General features: G+C 60.6%; 15 protein-coding genes and 1 tRNA gene. 3 read left to right on the forward strand and 13 right to left on the reverse strand.

The window, feature by feature from the left end; all coding sequences use genetic code 11:
• Nucleotides 1-4 precede the first annotated feature (4 nt).
• Nucleotides 5-2,356, forward strand: a complete 2,352-nt coding sequence (locus O2N64_RS09390) for a putative bifunctional diguanylate cyclase/phosphodiesterase (RefSeq protein ID WP_271077350.1) — start codon at nt 5-7, stop codon at nt 2,354-2,356.
• A 4-nt stretch (nt 2,357-2,360) separates the two neighbouring features.
• Here O2N64_RS09390 and purQ read toward each other — a convergent pair whose 3' ends face one another.
• The 5 genes from purQ to purC form a co-directional block, all read right to left on the reverse strand.
• Nucleotides 2,361-3,026, reverse strand: coding sequence for a phosphoribosylformylglycinamidine synthase subunit PurQ (purQ, locus tag O2N64_RS09395; RefSeq protein ID WP_271077351.1), 666 nt, complete (start codon nt 3,024-3,026; stop codon nt 2,361-2,363).
• A complete protein-coding gene (gene purS, locus O2N64_RS09400; RefSeq protein WP_271077352.1) occupies nt 3,026-3,259 on the reverse strand; it encodes a phosphoribosylformylglycinamidine synthase subunit PurS in 234 nt (77 codons plus the stop codon). Before purS ends, purQ begins: the two co-directional genes overlap by 1 nt.
• A gap of 148 nt (nt 3,260-3,407) precedes the next feature.
• A complete protein-coding gene (locus tag O2N64_RS09405) occupies nt 3,408-6,251 on the reverse strand; it encodes a M16 family metallopeptidase (protein WP_271077353.1) in 2,844 nt (947 codons plus the stop codon).
• Between the two features lie 153 nt (nt 6,252-6,404).
• Complete coding sequence (locus O2N64_RS09410; protein WP_271077354.1) at nt 6,405-8,468, reverse strand: DUF3857 domain-containing protein; 2,064 nt, start codon at nt 8,466-8,468, stop codon at nt 6,405-6,407.
• 57 nt (nt 8,469-8,525) lie between these two features.
• Nucleotides 8,526-9,335 (reverse strand): phosphoribosylaminoimidazolesuccinocarboxamide synthase, encoded by an 810-nt coding sequence (purC, locus tag O2N64_RS09415; RefSeq protein WP_271077355.1) that lies wholly within the window; start codon nt 9,333-9,335, stop codon nt 8,526-8,528.
• Between the two features lie 181 nt (nt 9,336-9,516).
• Between purC and O2N64_RS09420 the strand changes: the two genes are divergently transcribed.
• On the forward strand, nt 9,517-11,133 hold the full coding sequence (locus O2N64_RS09420) for an FAD-dependent oxidoreductase (protein ID WP_271077356.1): 1,617 nt from the start codon (nt 9,517-9,519) through the stop codon (nt 11,131-11,133).
• 63 nt (nt 11,134-11,196) lie between these two features.
• Here O2N64_RS09420 and O2N64_RS09425 read toward each other — a convergent pair whose 3' ends face one another.
• The 6 genes from O2N64_RS09425 to infA form a co-directional block, all read right to left on the reverse strand.
• Entirely contained in the window at nt 11,197-11,718 is a 522-nt protein-coding gene (locus O2N64_RS09425) for a hypothetical protein (RefSeq protein ID WP_271077357.1), read from the reverse strand.
• Nucleotides 11,719-11,913: 195 nt separating this feature from the next.
• Nucleotides 11,914-11,988, reverse strand: a tRNA-Phe gene (locus tag O2N64_RS09430).
• A 90-nt stretch (nt 11,989-12,078) separates the two neighbouring features.
• Nucleotides 12,079-12,243: a DNA gyrase inhibitor YacG gene (locus tag O2N64_RS09435; RefSeq protein ID WP_271077358.1), complete on the reverse strand. Its 165-nt coding sequence runs from the start codon at nt 12,241-12,243 to the stop codon at nt 12,079-12,081.
• On the reverse strand, nt 12,240-13,223 hold the full coding sequence (locus O2N64_RS09440) for a ribonuclease (RefSeq protein ID WP_271077359.1): 984 nt from the start codon (nt 13,221-13,223) through the stop codon (nt 12,240-12,242). The genes O2N64_RS09435 and O2N64_RS09440 overlap by 4 nt, the downstream gene beginning before the upstream one ends.
• Nucleotides 13,216-13,797: a Maf family protein gene (locus tag O2N64_RS09445; RefSeq protein ID WP_271077360.1), complete on the reverse strand. Its 582-nt coding sequence runs from the start codon at nt 13,795-13,797 to the stop codon at nt 13,216-13,218. Before O2N64_RS09445 ends, O2N64_RS09440 begins: the two co-directional genes overlap by 8 nt.
• Nucleotides 13,798-13,807: 10 nt before the next feature.
• Nucleotides 13,808-14,062, reverse strand: coding sequence for a translation initiation factor IF-1 (infA, locus tag O2N64_RS09450; protein WP_197921815.1), 255 nt, complete (start codon nt 14,060-14,062; stop codon nt 13,808-13,810).
• A gap of 207 nt (nt 14,063-14,269) precedes the next feature.
• Between infA and O2N64_RS09455 the strand changes: the two genes are divergently transcribed.
• Nucleotides 14,270-17,089, forward strand: a complete 2,820-nt coding sequence (locus O2N64_RS09455) for a hypothetical protein (RefSeq protein WP_271077361.1) — start codon at nt 14,270-14,272, stop codon at nt 17,087-17,089.
• Here the strand turns inward: O2N64_RS09455 and O2N64_RS09460 are convergent.
• On the reverse strand, nt 17,086-18,267 hold the full coding sequence (locus O2N64_RS09460) for an NAD(P)/FAD-dependent oxidoreductase (protein WP_271077362.1): 1,182 nt from the start codon (nt 18,265-18,267) through the stop codon (nt 17,086-17,088). The two genes, O2N64_RS09455 and O2N64_RS09460, sit on opposite strands and share 4 nt — an antisense overlap.
• 4 nt (nt 18,268-18,271) lie before the next feature.
• The gene (locus O2N64_RS09465; RefSeq protein ID WP_271077363.1) at nt 18,272-19,570 is read right to left on the reverse strand and encodes an APC family permease; all 1,299 of its coding nucleotides are present in this window, start codon (nt 19,568-19,570) and stop codon (nt 18,272-18,274) included.
• Nucleotides 19,571-19,601: the final 31 nt, after the last annotated feature.

A 19,601-nucleotide genomic window follows, 5' to 3' on the forward strand; every position in this document is an offset into this window, starting at 1 on the left:
CTATGTGAGCAAGAACCCGACCGGCTTGCCGAAGCTTCCACTGCGACTTGCATCGCTGGAAGTGATCGGACTGCGTGAACCGTCAGAGGGGACGTGGGAACGGCTGCGGGCGCTGCAATATTCTGAATTGCACAAGTTTTCGCGCATCCGCCTGGCCGCGCACGGAATCGCCGGGACGATGGCGGCCGCGCTCTATTTCGGCACTCTGCCGCCGTGGTTGCTCGCCCTTTGGCTCATCAGCATCGTGGCAGCGGTCGCCAATGTGAGCCGTATCGACAGGCTATTCGCCGATGTCGACAAACGGCACATGACGCGCGTCGAATTCCGTCGTCAGGCATTGGCTGTCGGCCTGTGTGCCTTGCCGTGGATCGCCGCGCTGTTGGGCGCTGTGTCATTCGGTAGCTCCGCGCAGCATTTCGGCCTTTGGGCGCTTGCAGCGATGCTCATTGCGGGCAGCGCAGCCACGACCTCTTCTGCGCCCGTATCGGTGGTTGTCTTCGATCTGGTCGTGGGCGTCTCCGGCGCTGCATCCTTTGTGATTAGCGGCGATTATCCATTTGCCGTTGCGAGCCTTGCGTTTGTTCTGACTATCGTTGCTGCAGCGCTCAACTCCGCGCGGACCTATCTCTCGGCGCGTATTGCCGAGGCAGGCGTCGCTGAGAAAGACGAGGTCGTGTCCCTGCTGCTCCGCGAATTCGAGGAAAAAGAGTCGGACTGGCTCTGGCAAGTCGACAATCATCGCCGCCTGCGCTCTGTTTCGCCGCGCTTTGCCTTTGCCTTGGGCAAGGAACCGCAAGAGGTCGAAGGCGAGCGGTTTATCCGCCTTATCGGTGGGGACACCTTTGAAACGGGTGAAGTGCCGCGCAGCCTGCATGATCTCGCCGAACGGTTGAAGCGGCGCGAGAGCTTCTCCAACCTCCTGGTGCAGGTCCATATTGGCGAGCAGCGCCGCTGGTGGGAATTGTCAGGCACGCCAATGCGCGACCAGTCGGGCAATTATATCGGCTTTCGCGGCGTCGGCTCCGATGTGAGCGAACAGCGCGAGCGAGACGAGAAGATCGCCTATCTGGCGCGATACGACACGCTGACCGGTCTGCCAAACCGCCTGATGCTTACGGAGGCTCTTGGCGAGGCCATGCGCTTCTCCGAGCAATGGCGCACCCGCTGCGCTTTCCTGATGATCGACCTCGACCGCTTCAAGGCGGTAAACGATTCGCTCGGCCACCTTGTCGGGGATCGCCTGCTCGCCAAGGTGTCAGAACGGCTCAATTCGGTCTGCACCGACAATGAAAAATGCGGGCGCCTCGGCGGTGACGAATTCGCCGTTGTCATACGCGATGCGACCGATCACCTGCGCGTCGATCGCATTGCTGAAACGATCATTGAACAGCTTTCGCAGCCCTACATCGTCGACAATCACACGCTCTTCATTGGTGCCAGTGTCGGGTCCGCCATTGGCCCGCGTGACGGACAGACCGTCGAAACGCTGATGCGCAACGCGGATCTGGCACTGTACCGCGCGAAGGATGATGGGGGCGGCACGCATTGCAATTACATCCCGTCACTTCACGCCACGGCAGAGGAGCGGCGCAAACTTGAGCTATCGCTGCGCCAGGCCATCGAGAAGAACGAATTGACGCTCAACTATCAGCCGGTGGTCAACGCCAATACGGAGAAAGTCGTCAGTTTCGAAGCCCTGCTGCGCTGGAACAGCGAAGAGCATGGTTTTATCAGCCCCGCCAAGTTCATCCCTCTTGCAGAAGACACGCGGCTGATCGTGCCCATCGGCCAGTGGGTCCTGCACAAGGCTTGCAAGGAAGCCACGCGTTGGGATGACGATATCAAGGTTGCGGTCAACGTATCGGGCGAGCAGCTGCTCGAACCCAATTTCACCGCGACCGTCGTGCAGGCTCTTGCAGAGACAGGCCTAGCGGCCAATCGGCTGGAAGTGGAAGTGACCGAAAGCGTGTTCCTGCGCGATGGCAAGACCGCGAATGAAACGCTCGAAGAGATTCTTGCATTGGGCTGCTCCGTAGCGCTGGACGACTTCGGCACGGGCTATTCGTCGCTTGGCTACCTACGCGATCTTCGTTTCTCGACTATCAAGGTCGATCGCAGCTTCGTGCAGGGCGCATCGGAAGACAGTCCTGAAAGCCTTGCGATCGTTCGCGCCGTAGTTGCGATGGCACAAAGCCTCGAAATGTCGACGACTGCTGAAGGCGTCGAGACAGCCGAGCAGGCGCAGCTCGTGCGCGATCTGGGCTGCACGAAAATCCAGGGATATTACTTTGGCCGCCCGATGAGCGCAGTGGAAGCGCACTCGCTCGTTTTGAAGCGCAGCAAAGCGGCAGCGTAAGCCTCTAGGCGAGAACTTTCAGCACGCTTTCAAACAGGCGCCTGCCATCGCTCCCACCATGCGCCGGCTCAATCGCCCGCTCAGGGTGTGGCATCATGCCGAGAACATTGCCCTTTGCATTGAGAATGCCCGCGATATCGCGCCGCGATCCGTTCACTGCGTCGGGATAGCGAAAGGCCACGCGGCCATCGCCTTCGAGCCGGTCCAGCGTTTCATCATCGGCGAAGTAATTGCCATCGTGATGCGCAACAGGGATCGCGATGCGTTCGCCAGCGGAATAAGCATTGGTGAAATGGCTGCTCGCATTCTCGACGATCAGTTCAGCCGTGCGGCAGATGAAATTCTGTCCGGCGTTGCGCATCAGCGCACCAGGCAGCAGCCGTGCTTCGGTGAGCACCTGAAAACCGTTGCAAACGCCCAGCACCGGCACGCCACGCTCGGCAGCCGCGATGACGGAGCGCATGATCGGGCTGTTCGCCGCCATGGCGCCGCTGCGCAGGTAATCGCCGTAAGAAAAGCCGCCGGGCAGGGCGATGAAATCGAGGGCGTCGGGAAGATCGGCATCGCCGTGCCACACCTTGACCGGATCTGTGCCCGTCACATCGCGCAGCGCCACCCACATGTCGCGGTCGCAATTGGAGCCGGGGAATGTGACAACTGCGGTCTTCATCAGCCCACCTTCTCGATGCGGTAGTTTTCGATCACCGTATTGGCGAGCAGCTTCTGGCACATTTCGGCAAGGGCTTCGTCGCTGGTGCTGTCAGCGACGTCCATTTCGACCGTGCGTCCGATGCGGACATCGTCCACACCATCAAAGCCAAGCCCTTCGAGCGCGTGATGCACTGCGCGACCCTGCGGGTCGAGAACACCGGGCTTGAGCGAAACGTGGACACGGATTTTCATGAGAAGGGGCCTTTGCACTCTGGAATCTATGCGCCCGGCCTATGGCGTTTCCGCGCGCGCGGGGCAAGGGGGATGCAGGCGCAATCGCACAGGAAAAAGAGCGGCGAACCCAGTTGGTCCGCCGCCCTTCGCAAAAGTATCCGCTCGATTATTCGCCTTCGGTCGGTGCCACGAGGATGCGTGCATCGGCGCGGCGCTCCGGCGTCAGGTATTGCTGAGCCATGGCCTGGATTTCTTCCGGCGTGATACTCATGATCGTTTCCACCTGCGTGCGGACCCGGTTGAGGCGATCGGCTTCGCTCTGCGCGTCATTGACGATGCCGAGCCAATAGCCGTTATTCTCCTGCGCCTGCCGGATGTTTTCGATCACCGGCTGACGGGCGCGAAGGAGGAAGTCCTCCGTCACAGGCTCGTCGCGCAATTCGCGGGCAAGGCGATGGATCAGGCCAAGCGTCTGATCCGTCAGACCCGGGTCGATGACCGCAGACATGCTGATCGTGCCGTAGTCTTCGAACGTGCTGCTCGTCGAACCGCCGACACTCGGGCTGTAAGTCGCGGCAAACTCTTCTCGCAGTGTTTCGATGCCTTTCAGGCGTAGTACGCCGACCAACATCTGGTGAGTCACGGCTGCCCGATAATCGTCGTCATCGATCGTGCGCCAGATGCTGCCGACCAATGCCTGATCATCCTGACCGGTGTGGGTGAAATCGGTGATGCCGTCATCCGACAGATCGTTGAATGCAATCACACGCTCGTCAGCATAGTCGCTGAACTCAGCTTCACGCTCCGGCAACGCGCCGAAGCTCTGCGCTACAGCCGCAATCGCCTCTTCGGGATCGATATCACCGACAATGCCAATTTCGATCGCACCGTCTGCAGCCGCCGCCTGAACCGAGGCGAGCAGCGCTTCGCGGTCCACCGCATCAAGCTGCTCGCGGGTCGGGAAATCGGTGTAGGGGCTGTCCGCGATCAGCGCTCCGGAATTGAAGCCGAAGACCGAACCGGGCTGCGACAGAAGCGAATTCCAGACCTGTTCTATGACTGCGTTGAAGCGCGCATCGGCTTCCGGCCGCAAGCCAAGGTCAGTCAGGAATGCTGCGCTGACTTTCATCTGCATGTCGAGATCGTCAGGCGTGGTTACACCGCCGGTGCTGAACGTGTCGCTCCCTGCGTTGATGCCGGTCGAAATCTGGCGTCCTGCCGTTGCTTCCTGCAATTCGTCGGCAGTGTGTGCCTGCGTACCGCCGACAGCCGAAGCGATTTGCAGGTAGATACCCGCAGCAGTCGAGCTGGCCGGATCGAGCGCAAAGCTGCCGCCGTCCATGTTGACCGAGAAGCGCACGCGGCCCGGTTCAAAATCGGTCTGCTTGATGTTCAGGCGCACATTGTTGTCGAACACGACCGTGCGAATGCCGAGGTCCTCGATCATGGTGTCGGAAACGACCGTGCCCGGAGTGCCCCAATCATCATAAGCGAAAATCACCGCATCCGTATCTTCCGGCGGAGTAACAGCGACCGTGGTGCTTTCGTTGAAAACGGCCGCGACGGCTTCTTCTCCGCCGAAGTCTTCTTTCGCGGTCACGCGGACCAGCGGCGCGCCTTCGCTCCAAGCTTCGCGGAAGGTCTCGTTCACCGCATCAAGAGTCAGCTGCGGGCGCATCGCCTCGAACAGCTCGAGCCGGTACTGCGGGGTGGTGATGAAATCATTCTCGGTCGCGGCGTTCACCAGTGCCCCTGCGAGCTGCGGATGCGTGCGCGCATCGGCCTGCGCTGCGGCGCGTTCGTAGCTGCTGGCGGTCTGCGTCAGCGCGTAATCGAGCTCTGCCTGAGTGAAACCGTATTCCAGTGCGCGGCGCAGTTCCTGTTCGGCAATGGCGAGGCCCTGTTCCCAGGCCCCATCGCGGGTGTCGATGCTGAGCGAAGTGTAATCTGCCACGCCTTCATCGCTGCCGGCGCCATAGCCGCCGCCGAGGATCGGGCTGTCCGCCTGATTGGCGATGCGCGAGATGCGGCGGTTGAAGATAATGCGGGAAAGGCTGCGCAACTGGCCTTCCATGCGCTCCGCCACGGTGTCCACCTGGTCCTCGTAAGGACGCAGCTGGTAGATCGCCACACCTTCACCGATTGCCGGATCGACAAAGGTGTCGAATTCCGTTTCGCGGTCGAAGTTCACATCGCCGAGCGGCGGTATTGAGCCCGCTGCGCCGACCCCCTGCCAATCGCTGAAACGCTCAACAATCTTCGCTTCGATTTCCGCAACGTCGATATCGCCGACGACGATCAGCGTCGCGTTCTCCGGACGATAGAAGCGGTTGTAGAGATCGCGGAACATTTCCGGCGTAGCGGCGCGCACGGTAGCGTCGGTGCCGATCGGAAAGCGGCTGACATAGCGTGTGCCGGGGATGCGGAAATCGAACATGTCGCGGAAATTGCGCAGTCCGGCGCTGTCGCGCACGCGGCGTTCGCTAACGATGATCTCGCGCTCGCGGTCCACCGCTTCGGGGGTGAACAGCATTTCGCTCGCCGTTTCGCGCATCAGGAACAGCGCGGTGTCGACGCCTTCCTCGTTCGCATTGGGAATGTCGAGCATATACACCGTCTCTTCAAAGCTGGTGTAGGCATTGGTGTCCGCACCGAAGCTCGCACCGAGGCGTTCCAGCAGCGGAATCATTTCGCCTTCAGGAACATTGGTGGTGCCGTTGAAAGCCATGTGCTCGATGAAGTGGGCGAGACCCTGCTCGGCTTCGGATTCACCAAGCGACCCGAAATCGAAATGCATGCGGAACGATGCCGAGCCATCGGGCGTGTCGTTCTGGCGGATCGCATAGCGCATGCCGTTGGACAGCACGCCATATGTGTTCGCTTCGTCTTCCTGGACGTCGGTCGCTTCGACACCCCAGGCCGATTGCGCCTGCGCAGGGGCGGCAATGGAAAGCGTAAGCGCCAAAGCGGCACTGGAAATACTGGCGTTCAATACGCGGCGTAGTTTCATGGAAAGTCCCTCTCAAAACTGAAAACTGGCCCAAAGAATGCGTACCGTCCCAAGCACGCCGAGAGCTCGTAACACTCTATGCAATGCCGATGAACGTCATGCAACGGGGCTTTAGGCCATTGCTACTTATTAAGTCTCTGAATTATCGTTGCTTCAATTGTCATATCCCCAATCGGGGTGACAGGCTGCATAGTCGGAGACCCATTCGACTTCCGATGCCGCTGGAACCGAAATCCTGTTGGACCATGATGATCCCAGGTCATTGCTCCCCGGATCATAAAAGATGCGACCCATCGAGTTATCGAAATCCGGCAATCGTTCATTGTCCCGCTCTGCCCTGTCGCGATCGATTTCGCGCTCGGTAATCTGCGAAATGCGGATGAGCCTGATTGCTCGATCTTCCAGGCCGAACATGCGGCGATAATTGCGGCCGTACAAATTGGTGTCGAATGTGGAATTGTATCGCCAGTTGCCGGGCTCCGTTTCATCGGGAATTCGCACCGTAGTGACATGGCACGACCAATTGTTCTGGTTGAAATAGGGCGCATCCTGATCTTGGCCTTCGTCACGCTGCCGCCTTGAGGGAGGGCTGAAGCCTCCGCCGGGCAGGGCCATGTCATATCTGCCGCCAGATTCGCTATCCCAGTCAGGGCGACCGGTACCGGTGATCCGAAGAACGCTTGCCTGCTCATCCCGATCATATCGCCAGGTCACGGTATCGACCGTGTCCCATTGCGTTGTCCCTGCAAGCTGATTGCGGAATGCATTCTCGAGTTGCGGAGCGGTAAGTGCGGAGAATGCCGCGTACTGCCCCAGTCCCTCGATCCCACGCACAATCGTCGTCTGGACGATATTGGCGGGGACTTCGAAGCCTGCGCTGGCATCAATGTCGAAGATAGAAGTTTCGGAAGGCGCATCGAGCGGTTGCCAAGGTACTGTTTCCGGATCTGTGCCACCATCACGCAAGGGCAGCACGTTGCGATATGGCAGGATAGGGCGCTCGGTAGGCACCGCAACGCCGGGCAAAGTGCCGTCCATCCAATATGTCTGGCCGTCGATAGTGGCACGCACGAGAACATGATCGAACATGGCAGGGTTCGGCAGAAAATCTTGCAGCCCGTCATCGATACCCGCATTGCTTACCAGCACCGCTTCTGCCGGGATGCCAAGCTCGTCCAGCAAGGAAAGCAGAAGCGCGGTCTTGCCTTTGCAGTCACCCCAACGCCGTTCCCAGGTTTCCTCGGCCGTTGCCGGTGTGAAGGCGCCGGTATCCAGCCCGACATAGATGTAGCGCACCTGCTGAGTGACCAGATCGAGCGCAGCACGCGCCTGCGCCATCTGCCCATCATGATTGCGCGCTATTCGCGCGGCTTCTTCAGCCAGGGGAGATGCCGTGGGTAGCTCTCGCGCTTCTTCGAAAAGGGCGTGAAAACGTGAGGAGACCGATTCCCAACTTTCAAAGTCCGAAAACTGCATGAAGCGCTGGATCTGGAACCGTGGCGGCGCATCGCGAGGAGGTGCGAGCGCTTCCGGATTGTCGGCTTGGATGGTGATTGATCGTCTATCCCGCTGCGCGAAAGGCTCAAGATCGGGAGTCATACGGGTGGTAGGCCGATCATCCTCCTCATCCCAGCTGAGACGGAGGAGAACCCGACCTGGCGATGGATCGGCACTCATAAACAGTGCACCGAAATCGCGATCGGTCAGCGTCGGATTGGCAGTTGGGACCGTATAGGCAAATTCCAGGTCATCGCCTACGCGAAGATCGGGCACGCGCAGCGTTGCGGTCAGCAATCCATCAAGCCGCGCTGCCTCCAACTGGTCTTCCCGCCGGAGAATTTCGAACTCGCTCGTCGGAAGGAGATCCATAACCTCGCCATCGCGGATAATCCGCAGGCGGTGGACCGTCGGTGAACCTGCCGCAGGATTCCATGTCAGTGCAATATTGCCGAGCTGAAGTGCATTGGGATGCAGCAACCGGATATGATTGTGCACGAATGACCATTGCTCGTCGCCATCCAGATGGATTTCCGAATGCTGACGGCGCAGGAAGGCGAGGCCGCTGGCGTCATCGGGCACATCAAGCGCTTCGGTCTCGACCACCCAGTCGGGCATCGGACCGGTCAGAACCGTATCATCCTGCGCAAAAACGGGAGCGGATGTGGAGAGCAGGACTGCGCAAAGCGCCGGGCGAAACGGGTTCCGGTGGGATGTCATTACCCCACCATGCCAGTTTCCCCTTGCGAAACAAGGTGCTGCTGCGGATTTGTAGTGTTACTTCTTCGGCTTCGGCGCTGGTTGGCGCAGGCGGGAGCGGTGCGCGTCCATATCGAGGACTTCGCCGGGCGAATTGTCGTCCTCCTTCTGCAGCAGGCCGAGCCGCTTGGCGACTTCCTGATAGGCTTCGGCTTCACCGCCCAGGTCGCGGCGGAACCGGTCCTTGTCGAGCTTTTCACCGGTGTTGAAATCCCACAGGCGGCAATTGTCCGGGCTGATTTCGTCGGCGAGGATCACGCGGCTGAAATCGCCGTCGAAAATGCGGCCGAATTCCAGTTTGAAGTCGACGAGGCGAATATCGATCGCGGCGAACATGCCGCACATGAAATCATTGATGCGGATCGCCATGGCGGCGATATCCTGCATCTCTTCATGGCTGGCCCAGTTGAACGCTGAAATGTGCTCTTCCGACACCAGCGGATCGCCCAGTGCATCGTCCTTCAGATAGTATTCGATGATGGTGTGCGGAAGCATCTCGCCCTCTTCGATGCCAAGGCGTTTCGAGATCGAACCGGCTGCAACATTGCGCACCACGACTTCCAGCGGAATGATTTCAACCTGCCGCACCAGCTGCTCGCGCATGTTCAGGCGGCGGATGAAATGGGTCGGAATGCCGAGGTGGGCGAGACGCGTAAATACATGCTCGCTGATGCGATTATTGATCACGCCTTTGCCGTTGATCGTGCCACGCTTTTCGGCGTTGAAGGCCGTCGCATCATCCTTGAAATACTGGATGATCGTGCCCGGTTCGGGGCCTTCATACAGGATCTTGGCCTTGCCTTCGTAGATCTGGCGGCGGCGGGACATGGGCGATACCTTTCCAATGCAAAAAGCGAGCGCCCCGGCAGAGCAGAGCGGGTCTGCAAGGGCCGGGGCGCGTTGATGAAGCTACTATACACCGAAGGCGGGGTGAGGGCAATTCTGCCTGACGCTTGCAACAGCGGGCGTAATCGTCCCTAGTATTCGCTGAGACGAACTGGAGTTTCGCATGGAATCGATTGCCGCAGATTTGGAGACGATGCGCCGCGTTCCGCTGGCTGACGATCACGTGGACATGATCCGCGATATCGGGGTCGAGCGGACCTATGACGCAGGCGACATGGTCGTCGAAGTCGGCGATCCGATGGACGAATTCGTTTACGTGCTCGACGGCGAAATCGAGGTCGTCGATCCCTGGTCTGATGAGCGGTTGCTCGAGGCATCGCTTGGACCCACGCAATTCATGGGCGAAATTGCATTCCTCAATCGCGGAAATTGGTTCCTGCCAATGCGTGCGGCGAAGGACACCAGGGTGATCGCGGCACCCCGTGAGGCGATGCTGGAGCTGATGAGCCGCGTGCCAGAGCTTTCCGACCATGTGATCAGCGTGTTTGCTGCGCGCCGCCGTAAGCAATTTGAAATGCAGAATTCCTCGGTGAAGCTGATCGGCGCGGATCAGGATGCGGCAGTCCAGAAAGTCGAAAGCTTCCTGCGCCGCAACCGCATTCCATATGAAAGCTATGACCTGGATGGACGCGATGACGAAGCGATCGAGGTTTGTGAGCTGACCGGCCACTCGCCTGCCGTCATCATAGGTCAGAACGAGGTCATGGACGGCCCGACCCCGCGCAAGGTCGCGCAGCGCTTCGGCCTCGATCTCGATATGTGTTCCGAGACCATTTATGACGTTCTAATCGTTGGTGGCGGACCCGGCGGTGTCGCGGCGGCGGTTTATGCCGGGGCCGAGGGGCTGTGTGCGTTGCTGATCGAGGACACGGCCATCGGCGGGCAGGCGGGCACATCGAGCCGGATCGAGAACTACCTTGGCTTTCCCACCGGCATTTCCGGCTCCGATCTGGTCTATCGCGGAGAAATCCAGGCCATGAAATTCGGCACACGCTTCGCGATGCCGCGTCGGGTCGAAGGGCTGTCGCAGCGCGATGACGGGACGTTCTGCGTGTCGCTCGATGAAGGGACGGAAGTCTGCGCGCGCAGCGTGGTGGTGGCAACCGGCGTACAATATCGGCGCCTTCCGCTCGAAGGGCTGCGCGAACTCGAAGGGGCGGGCATCTATTACGCCGCAACCGATATGGAGGCGCGCTTTTGCCGCAACAGCGATGCAGTCGTGGTCGGCGGCGGCAATTCGGCCGGGCAGGCGGCAATGTATCTCAGCCGCACGGCCAACCACGTCCACTTGGTGGTAAGGGGCGACAGCCTCGCGAGTTCGATGAGCAGTTACCTCACTAGCCGGCTGGAGCATGATCCGAAGATCACCATTCACTACAACACCGAGGTGAGTGATCTGCAGGGCACCAATCGCCTGCGCGGCGTGACATTGGACACACCAGAAGGATCACAAGAGCTAAGCTGCGCTGCCATGTTCATCATGATTGGCGCTGCCCCGAACACCGATTGGTTGAGCGGCCATGTGAAGCTCGATGAGCGCGGGTTTGTATTGACCGGCGCTGGCAATGGCGGCGCGAGCCAGTACGAAACTTCCACACAAGGCATTTTCGCAATCGGCGATGTGCGATCGGGTTCGGTCAAGCGCGTGGCGAGCGCTGTGGGCGAGGGGTCAGTGGTGATCAGCGCCGCGTGGCAGCACGTGGCGAAACTGACCGATTAGCAGGCAAAGAAAAAGGGCGCAGCGATTGCTCGCCGCGCCCCGAATTCTTTCGATTGACTTGGATCAGTCGGCCGGCGGAACGTCTGCGACGTCTGCATAGAGGCCCTGTTCCACAATACCTTCGCGCACGTCTTCAGCGACTTCCGCGTTGTATTCCGAAACGGTCGAGATGACTTCGCCATCCTTGTCGAGCAGCAGAGCAGGCTCGCCCGAACCGGTCGGTGCCATGCGGATGAACACAGGATCCGGATAGAGGTTGTTCGAAGCGCCGTTGCTGGCGTCGACAACACCGCCGATGATGCCGCCTGCGAGCAGGTTGCCGGCAACGCTGCCGCCGGTACGGCTCTGGATGTAGATAGTCACCGGCTCATAGCCAGCAGCGGTGAAAGTCACCATCGAATCGCTACCGCGGCGCATTTCGAAAGCGCAAGGCGTGGTGCAGGTCTGGCCTGCGAGCGTCTCAATGGTTGCGCCCGTCGGTTCGGATTCGAACTCGACCGGCTGGTTCGTGCCATTCAGCACAGTTGCACAGCCAGACAGGCTGATCGACGCGATCGCAATCGCGCTAGCGAACTTCAGATTCATGATTGTTACGTCCCCGTCCAAAGATTTTTGGTTCGTTTCGATTGCAACAATTACCGACGGTGATCAAGCGCAAGCTGTGTGCAATTCACAAAATGTCGCTGTGATACAATTTGCGCCGAATCTTGGTGAGCTATGCAAGCGAACGCACGCCGCTCGACGAAGCGCGGGGATCATTATGATCTGGAAAATGGGAGATGGTGCCCGGGGGCGGATTCGAACCACCGACACGACGATTTTCAGTCGTCTGCTCTACCCCTGAGCTACCCAGGCATTCTCAGGCTGCGAGCTGCTTCATAGCTTGCTCGCGGTCAAGGGAAGCGCGCCTATGGCGAAGCGCGCGCCGCTTGGCAAGGGGGTAATCTAATCTTCGCTCGCGATATCCTCAGGCACGGCCGGTTCGCCCGGCACGGCATAGCCATCGGTGAACCATTGGGCGAGGTCCTTGTCGCGGCAGCGCTCCGAACAGAACGGCGTGAATTCCTGAGTGCGCGGCTTTTTGCAGATGGGGCAGGGGCGTGTGCTCATAATGGCACGAGTTGGGCGTGCGGGGCTTCGAGTGCAAGGGCGGGATCGGGTCGTGTCACCACTTCCTTTGCGGTTCGACGGGACAGCTCTGCCAGCCAATCCGGGGTCAACTTGGCAATCACGGCCCGATGCGCGGCCAGCTCTATCTTGCCTGCGCCAGTCAGGCGTTCCGCCTTTCGCAGCAGGAGCCGGGCCGCTGCGCCGCTGCGATCCCGCCCGATCCGTTGCAGGATGCTGGGCTGGCCTTGCGCGGCAACGATCTGGACAAAGCCAAAGCCGTTCATGGCCGTGCGTTCATGCGGCCAGCCCGCCAGGCATTCATCAAGCTTGGCGTCCACGGCTTTGCGGTTCGGCTTGTCCAGAGTTGGGAAGTCGATGCCGATATTGCCCGTGATCTGCAATCGTTTGAGGGTCCGCGCGATGACCGGCACGCCATTATGGAAAAGTGCTTCGGGATAATCGCGCAGATCCACATCGATCAATGTCATGGCGGGCGTATCGCTGACAATCAGCGCGCCCCCGAGGAATTCGATATCGCCTGTCCATGCTTCGACGAAAATCTCGTTCCAGTCGGCCTCTCGCGGGAAAGCGGGAACCACGGTCGCATCGTCCCCGTCATTGGCGATCTGATACGCGAGCGCAGGGGCGGGTGTCGGCTCTTTCTCGGTATGGGTTGATTGCGCCCGCTTCAGCCTGCCGCGCTCGGCGATGGCTTCGCGTGTCACCTCTTGACGAACGCGCATGCCTTCGGTGGTTTCACGCGGCATCCGGCTGGCATAGGCCTCTTCGCCGTTACCAAAGCGAACGACCCCGTATTTGCGCCAAACACCGTGCGGTTTAAGCGCGATGACCTGTGCATCTTCGACCTGGCCGAGCGTGAGGCCACCTGGCCAATACAGCCGGGCGGCGACGATTTCTCCATCCTTCAACAGGACGGCGCGTTCTTCGCCAATTCCTTCTTCAACCAGCCACTCAGCCAAGGTTGAAACCTGCGGCTTTTAGCAATGCCCGCGTCTCGAACAGCGGCAGTCCGACGACGCCCGAGTGGCTGCCCTGTATCCACGGGATTAGCGCCTCGGCCATGCCCTGGATGGCATAGCCGCCGGCTTTGCCTTCCCATTCACCGCTGGCGATATAGGCATCGATCTCCTCAGTGGAGAGGCGTTTGAATCTGAGCTGCGTTTCGCTCAGCCGTTCGCGGACCGAGCCATCGGGCGCGGCGAGGACTATGGCGGAAAGGACGCGGTGGCGGCGTCCCGAAAGCAATTCGAGGCAGCGGCGCGCTGTCGCTTCGTCCTCGGCCTTGGGCAGGATGCGACGCCCGCAAGCCACGACCGTGTCACCCGCCAGCACGTGCGCGGCTCTACCGTCGACGGCAGCGGCTTTCTCACGCGACATGCGCAGCGCATAATCGCGCGGCAATTCGTCTTTCGCGGGAGTTTCATCGATGTCGGTGGGCGCAATCGCGTCGGGCTCGACACCAAGGCGTGCGAGCAGCTCCCGCCTACGCGGGCTGGCCGATGCGAGAACAAGCGTGGGGGCGGGCGTGCTCATGCCCGGCTGCTTAGGACGGGTTGTAGCCCGGAGGGCCACCGCGACCCGGCATAAAGCGGTACGTGATGCGCGCCTTCGTCAGATCGTAAGGCGTCAGTTCACACAGCACCTCGTCACCCACCAGCACACGAATGCGGTTCTTGCGCATGCGTCCTGCGGTGTGTCCCAGCACTTCGTGGCCGTTTTCGAGCTCTACCCGGAACATCGCGTTGGGCAGCAGCTCTACTACCTTGCCGCGCATTTCGAGGAGTTCTTCTTTTGCCATTCAGTCCTGTATCCTTGCGTGAGGTTTAGAAAAATCTGTCGGGCGCGCATAGCGGCCTCCCTAGGAAAAGGAAAGGGTGCTGATGCGTGGGAACGCTTTGATGTTTTCAAGCCTTGTTCACTTAGTGCCAAATACCAGCTTGTAAAAATTCGGGTTCACGACCAATCCCGTGCCGGGCGGAAGTGGCTTGCACTCAATTATCAGGGAATGACCGTGCGTTCGACATTTACCGCCAGCTCGCTTGCGATTGCCGCTGCGCTCGTCCTGCATCCATTTGCGATGGCGCAGGCCCAGGATAACGCGCCGGACGCGCAGCAGGATAGCGACGAGAACGCCGCACAGCCGCCCGAAAGTGACGAAGACATCAACACCATCCTGGTGCTGGGTGCGAGCCTTGCAGGCCGTGTGGACGCGGCTGAGCCGCCGATCCTTGCTCTCGATGAGGAAGAAATCGCAGCCTATGGAGCCGGTTCTATCGCCGAGTTGGTGCAATCGCTTGGCCCCGAATTATCGAGCGGACGCGGCAGCGGGCCGCCGGTGTTCCTCGTCAATGGCGTACGCATTTCCTCCTTCCGCGAATTGCGCAGCTATCCGCCCGAAGTGATCGAGCGCACCGAAGTGCTGAGCGAGGAAGTCGCCCAGCAATATGGCTATTCGGCTGACCAGCGGGTGGTGAACTTCATCCTGAAGGACAATTTCCAAACTCTCGCGGTGGAATTGGAATACAGCCAGCCGTTCGATGGCGGCTATTCCGGGAACGAAGTCGAGGCCACTTATCTGCGGATCGATGGGCCAAACCGCATCAATCTCAATGTGGAGGCGGAAGACACCTCTTCATTGACCGAGGGCGAGCGCGGTATCATCCAGTCGACCGGCGGCGCGCCGGTGCTGGCGAGCGACCCGGATCCGGCGAATTTCCGCACGCTGGTTCCCGACACATCAAGCTATCAAGCAGACGTAAATTGGACCACGGGCCTTGGTGAAGGCGGCGATTCGCTGTCTCTCAACGCCAGTTACGAGCGGAACAACAGTCTCAGCCTGCAGGGTCTCGACAGCGTCACGCTGACCGATCCCAATGGCGAGACGCTGCTCCGCACCTTCAATTCATTGAACCCGCTGGCGGTCGATCGCACAAGCGACAGCTATTCGCTCGGCGGCGGCATCGCGACGCGCCTCGGGCTGTGGGAGCTCAATCTCACGGCCGATGCCAACCTCACCGATTCTCTCACGCGTATTCAGCAGCGGATCGACACGTCCGATCTTGTCACCTCGGCAGCGGACGGAACGCTCCCCCTTGACGCGCCACTTGGCCCCTTCGGCGAGCCGGGTTTCGATGAGGCGGAAAGCACCACTTACCGGGTGGCCAGCCTAGCGACTGCGCGCGGTATCCTGCTCGCGCTTCCGGCTGGTGATGTGAACGCGACCCTATCGGCCAATTTCGTCGCCAATGGCATCGAAAGCACCGATACCCGCAATCCCGGTGTGGTGACCGATCTCAATCGCCAGCGCTGGCGCGGAGCGGCCAATCTGGCGATACCGCTGACCAGTCGCGATGAGGAATTTGGCGGAGCCGTGGGCGATTTCACGCTGAACCTGAACGCCAGCCTGAGCGACGTTTCGGATTTCGGCACGCTGTACAGCCTGTCGGCCGGTCTGACCTGGGGCATTACCGACACGCTGACGCTGGGCTACAATCGGGAGCTTTCCGAAGAAGCGCCATCGCTCACCCAGCTGGGCTCGCCACAGATCGCGACGCCCAACGTGCCGGTGTTCGATATCGTCAACAACGAAACGGTCCTCGCAACGGTGATCTCCGGCGGAAACGATGCGCTGCCCGCGCGGTCGCAGGACGATTGGCGCGTCAGCCTGAACTGGCAGATGCCGATCCTCGAACGCGCCACGCTGCGGCTCGAGTATTTCAACAATTCGTCCGAGGATGTGACCGAAGGCTTCCCGCTGCTGACGCCGGAAATCGAGGCGGCCTTTTCCGACCGTGTAACGCGAGATGGTGCGGGGCAATTGGTCACGCTCGACAATCGCTTTGTGACCTTTGCCGAACGCGATGTGGAGCGCGTTCGGCTCGGCCTGTTTATGGGCGGTGAAATCAACCCGCGCGGTTCCGACGAAAGCGAGGGCGAGGCGGCTCCGTCTGGCGAGGGCAGGCGCGATCCGCCTCCCGGAGCGGGTGGCCCCGGCGGCGGCGGCCGTGCCGCGCAGTTCGCAGCCATGCGCGAACGCTTCTGCTCGACCGAGCCCGATGTCCTGATCGATCTGTTCAATCGCGCTCTCGCGGCGCAGGCTGCGGGTGAAGACCCGCCGCTTGATGAGAATGGTGAGCCGATCAATATCCCGCCGCAGATGTTGCAGCGACTGGCTGGCGAAGACGGCCAGATCGATCCAGAGCGGTTCGCCAGCGTGCGCGAGCGTATCTGCAGCAGCGGCGGGCCGCCGCAAGCCGGGCAGGCCGGTGGCCGTCCCAATCGTGGCGGACGGCGCGGCGGTCGCGGATTTAGAGGCGGATTTGGTGGAGGAGACGGACCACCGGTGATCCGCTGGTTTGCGAATCTCACCTATTCGCTCGAGCTGGAAGACAGCGTGCTGATCGCTCCGGGACTTGATCGCCTCGACCTGCTCGATGGCGATGCTTTGTCTGGTGGCGGCTCTGCCCGCCATTCGGTCAATTTCCGCAGCGGAGCGTTCTACAATGGCTGGGGGACATTGCTCTTCGCGGATTATCAGGGATCATCGCGCATCAACGGCTCCGGACTGCCGGGTAGTACAGACCTGTTCTTCAGCGATAATCTGACAGTGAACTGGCGCGGCTTTGTCGATTTGTCGGAGCGCACCTCGCTGGTGGAGGCCGCACCTATTCTCGATAATGTGCGCATCTCCGTGGCGATCGATAATCTTTTCGATTCCCGCCAGAGCGTGGTGGACAGCAATGGCGACACTCCGCTGCGCTACCAGCCGTTCCTCATCGATCCGCGCGGCCGCAGCTTCGGGATAGAGATTCGTAAGTTGTTTTAGAGAGCTTGGGCAGCAGCGTAGCCGCTCGCCCATGCCCACTGGAAGTTATACCCACCAAGCCATCCCGTCACGTCCACCGCTTCACCGATGGCGTAGAGGCCGGGCACTTTCTTGGCCTCCATCGTCTTAGACGAAAGCTCGGAAGTCGAAATCCCGCCCGCCGTCACCTCTGCCTTGGCAAAGCCTTCGCTGCCATTCGGGTTAAAGCGCCAGTTTGCGAGGCGCTCCTCTGCTGCGCGCAGTGTCTTGTCCGGCACATTGCCCAGATCTCCGTCGATCCCGATCTGATCCGCGAGCACATCGGCCAGCCTGTCGGGCAGTTCGTCCCTTAAGATCGAGCGGAATCGCGCGGACGGCGTCTCGCGCTTTGCATCGAGCAGCCAGCCCTGCGGCTTGTCCGGCAGGAAGCGGATCGCGACCGGATCGCCATGCTTCCAATAGCTGGAAATTTGCAGGACGGAGGGACCTGACAGTCCGCGATGGGTGAACAGCGCAGCTTCGCGGAATTTGGTTTTGCCCGCCGCCGCCTCGACATCCGCGGAAACGCCCGAAAGTTCGCGAAACAGCACCTCTTCGCCGCCCAGCGTCAGTGGCACGAGAGCAGGGCGCGGCTCGACGATTTTGAGGCCGAACTGGCGCGCCAGCCCATAGGCGAAATCGCTCGCGCCCATTTTGGGGATGCTCGGCCCGCCGGTGGCGATGACGAGGGCGGGCGCGAAGAATGTGCTGTATTGCGTGGTGACGCGATAGGTCTCGCCATCGCGCGACACCTCGGACACTTCTTCATTGCAGCGGATCGTCACAGTGCCGGGACCGGCGTTGCATTCCTCCAGCAGCATATCGACGATCTGGCGCGAGGAGCCATCGCAAAACAGCTGGCCCAGCGTTTTCTCATGCCACGCGATGCCGTGCTTCTCTACCAGATCGAGGAAATCGCGCGATGTGTACCGGCTGAGCGCACTCTTGGCGAAATGTGGATTGGCGCTCAGATAATTGGCCGGACCCGCGCCGATATTGGTGAAATTGCAGCGCCCGCCGCCCGAAATCAGGATTTTCTTCCCGACCTTCTCGCTCTTTTCGAGCACCAGGACATTGCGGCCGCGCTGCCCGGCAATCGCCGCGCAGAACAGCCCTGCAGCCCCGCCGCCGAGGATGATGGCATCGAAGGTGTCGCTCATGGCATCAGTCTGCGGTCTGCACCGCTCCGCCATCGCTGCCGCGTCGGGCGATGAAGTAAAGAACGGTGCCAGCGACCAGCAAGACGGCGAACATCTGCCATGCCTCAATATTCGCGTGGCTGGCGATCCACGCTGCGGCGATGAACGCCAGCACGGCGACTATCGCATGGAGCGGGTTAAGCGCGCCTTCGCGCTTCTCGATCACCGGCAGCGCAGCAGCGGTGATGGCATAGGTGAGCAGGCGGCACAGCGTGCTCGCGGCGGCCAGCGCGATAAATCCGTCCCATACCGCGAATGCTGCGGAGAAAATTCCGTAGAACACAATGGAATTGGCAGGCGTCTTGTGGCGGTCGCTGATTTTGGCGAACCACGCGGGCAGCATGTTCTGCCGCGCCATGCCGTAAGCCATGCGCGGTACAATGATCAGTCCGCCAAAACTGTTCGCCGCGATGGAGAAGCCTGCGCACAGCACGATCATCAGGGCGCCCCATTCGCCCAGTGCCACATCCGCTGCGCCAGCGAGCGCGCTCACATCGGCATCGGGAGCAGGGGCGATGGTCTGGTATGCCCAAATGATAATCGCGTAGAGGATCGTCACGCCTGCGAGCACCGTCACCAGCACGCGGGGAATATCGCGCTTCGGGTCGCGCACTTCGCCCGCGGGGACGGTCACTCCTTCAAAGCCGATAAAGGCGTAGAACAGCAGCAGGACAATGGACTCGACTTCACTAAACTGCGGCAGCACGATCGCTGGCGAAGTGAAACTGCCGAATACTGCAGCGAGTACCAGCACGCCCAGCGGCACCAGCTTGAGCGCCGTCAGCCCGCCGAGCGTATTCACCGATTGGCGCATGGAAAACAGGTTGATCGCGGTGAAAACCAGAATTGTAATCACGACGACGACAGTAGCGACGGTCACATCCTCCAGCGCCGGAAAAATCGCGGCAAAATAGGCGACCATGACATGCGTGTTGGCCGCCATCGCTACCATGCCGGACGCGTAACGCCCCCAGCCTGCCTGAAAGCCGACGAAACTGCCGAAAGCCGTTTTGCCGTAAAGGATCGGTCCGCCGGTCTCGTCGAAACGGGCAGAAAGCCATGCGAAAACGAGGATCAACGGCAGAAAGATAATTCCGCCGATCAGCATCATCATCGGTGCGAAACTGCCGACAGCCGCGAACAGAACCGCAGGCAGCGCAAAAATTCCGCTGCCGATCATTCCGTTCAGCTGGAAAAGGGACGAGCCCCAGAAGCCGACGGTGCGCGGCGGTGCCGAGGTGGTGCTGGGTTCAATGCCTGCCATGGCGAAAACTCGTGCCTGCAAAGCCGCGTTG

It is taken from the genome of Aurantiacibacter sp. MUD61 (assembly GCF_027912455.1).
Taxonomy (GTDB): Bacteria; Pseudomonadota; Alphaproteobacteria; order Sphingomonadales; family Sphingomonadaceae; genus Alteraurantiacibacter.

Excerpts from the sequence above, each read along its gene's own strand:
- O2N64_RS09445 (WP_271077360.1), bottom strand. The coding sequence starts at position 13,797 with ATGAGCACGCCCGCCCCCACGCTTGTTCTCGCATCGGCCAGCCCGCGT.
- O2N64_RS09410 (WP_271077354.1), bottom strand. The coding sequence starts at position 8,468 with ATGACATCCCACCGGAACCCGTTTCGCCCGGCGCTTTGCGCAGTCCTG.
- purS (WP_271077352.1), bottom strand. The coding sequence starts at position 3,259 with ATGAAAATCCGTGTCCACGTTTCGCTCAAGCCCGGTGTTCTCGACCCG.
- O2N64_RS09420 (WP_271077356.1), top strand. The coding sequence starts at position 9,517 with ATGGAATCGATTGCCGCAGATTTGGAGACGATGCGCCGCGTTCCGCTG.
- O2N64_RS09425 (WP_271077357.1), bottom strand. The coding sequence starts at position 11,718 with ATGAATCTGAAGTTCGCTAGCGCGATTGCGATCGCGTCGATCAGCCTG.
- O2N64_RS09460 (WP_271077362.1), bottom strand. The coding sequence starts at position 18,267 with ATGAGCGACACCTTCGATGCCATCATCCTCGGCGGCGGGGCTGCAGGG.
- purQ (WP_271077351.1), bottom strand. The coding sequence starts at position 3,026 with ATGAAGACCGCAGTTGTCACATTCCCCGGCTCCAATTGCGACCGCGAC.
- O2N64_RS09465 (WP_271077363.1), bottom strand. The coding sequence starts at position 19,570 with ATGGCAGGCATTGAACCCAGCACCACCTCGGCACCGCCGCGCACCGTC.
- O2N64_RS09455 (WP_271077361.1), top strand. The coding sequence starts at position 14,270 with ATGACCGTGCGTTCGACATTTACCGCCAGCTCGCTTGCGATTGCCGCT.
- O2N64_RS09405 (WP_271077353.1), bottom strand. The coding sequence starts at position 6,251 with ATGAAACTACGCCGCGTATTGAACGCCAGTATTTCCAGTGCCGCTTTG.
- infA (WP_197921815.1), bottom strand. The coding sequence starts at position 14,062 with ATGGCAAAAGAAGAACTCCTCGAAATGCGCGGCAAGGTAGTAGAGCTG.
- purC (WP_271077355.1), bottom strand. The coding sequence starts at position 9,335 with ATGTCCCGCCGCCGCCAGATCTACGAAGGCAAGGCCAAGATCCTGTAT.
- O2N64_RS09435 (WP_271077358.1), bottom strand. The coding sequence starts at position 12,243 with ATGAGCACACGCCCCTGCCCCATCTGCAAAAAGCCGCGCACTCAGGAA.